The sequence below is a fragment of the Pseudonocardia sp. OZ21 genome, assembly GCF_059359135.1.
Map to the genome: position 1 here is coordinate 1 of NZ_JCADBN010000046.1, position 1,090 is coordinate 1,090.

The 1,090-nt window shown below is 70.1% G+C and carries 2 protein-coding genes; both read left to right on the forward strand.

The genetic code is table 11. The annotated features are described in order from the left end of the window. Positions 1–222, forward strand: a 222-nt coding sequence (locus AC5L35_RS37310) for a polysaccharide lyase (protein WP_495064474.1), incomplete at its 5' end; no start/stop codon positions are given. Next, the coding region (locus AC5L35_RS37315; protein WP_495064475.1) for a right-handed parallel beta-helix repeat-containing protein at positions 219–1,090 on the forward strand (872 nt) is incomplete at its 3' end. The genes AC5L35_RS37310 and AC5L35_RS37315, both read left to right, overlap by 4 nt.

Consider the following 1,090-nt stretch of genomic DNA (forward strand, 5'->3'; position numbering starts at 1 on the left):
GACCACCCCGGCCTCACCTTCCGCACCACCCCCGACCTGCACATCGACGGCCTGTTCTTCTCCACCTTCTTCGGCGGAGACGACTCCAGCTGGGCCAGCCCCACCGACCAGCACACCGACTTCGCCGACTTCACGCTCACCTCCACCGTCCTGGCCTCCCCCGTCTACACCGGCCCGCCGGTCTACGGCCCGGCCGGATGCACAGCGGCGGTTCGGCCGTGATCCGCACGGCGCCGATCCGGGCCCTGCTGCTCATCCTCGTGTTCCTGCTCCTGTCGAACGCCTGCGCCGCGACGGCACCGGAGCCGCTGGTCCGCCACGACGTGGCACCGAGAGCAGTGATCGACCCGGACCGGCCGTGCATCCGGGAGACCGCGGCGGGTGCACCCGCGGACCGGACGCCGCCAGCCGGCCTTGCCGTGCGCTTCGACCGCGTCACCAACACGGTCGCGGTGACCCGTGGGGAGGGTGTCACCCTGCCGGCGCTGAGCACAGCGATCGGCAACCCGGCGGTGCTGCGCGAGGTCGCCCCCGGGGAGTGGCTCCTCGGAGCCGACCTCCAGGTGCTCACCGGCGCCTCGGTGCAGATCGGCGCCCCTGACGTGCGCTGGCTCAAGCTCGGCAGCGGCCCCACCGGTTTCGCGTCGGTCACGGCGCTGGGCGGCGGTCTGGAGATCACCGGATCCTGCGTGACGTCGTGGGACACGGCGCAGCAGCACGTCGACACCGAGCACGTCGACGGTCGCAGCTTCCTCCTCGCCCGCGACGGCGGACGCCTGATGATCGACCGTGCCGAACTGCGCTACCTCGGCTACGGCGAGGTCGAGTCCTACGGGTTGTCGTGGCGCACGGAAGGCACCACGGGTGGGATCAGGGCCAGCCTGATCTCGCACCTGTTCTTCGGGCTCTACTCCTACGAGGTCGGTGGTCTCGTGGTGCAGGACAGCGAGTTCCACGACAACGTGCTCTACGGGATCGACCCGCACACCGGCTCGCACGACCTGCTGATCGAACGCAACATCGTGCACCACAACGGCAAACACGGGATCGTCCTGGCCGAGGACTGCACCGACAGCGTGATCCGCGACAA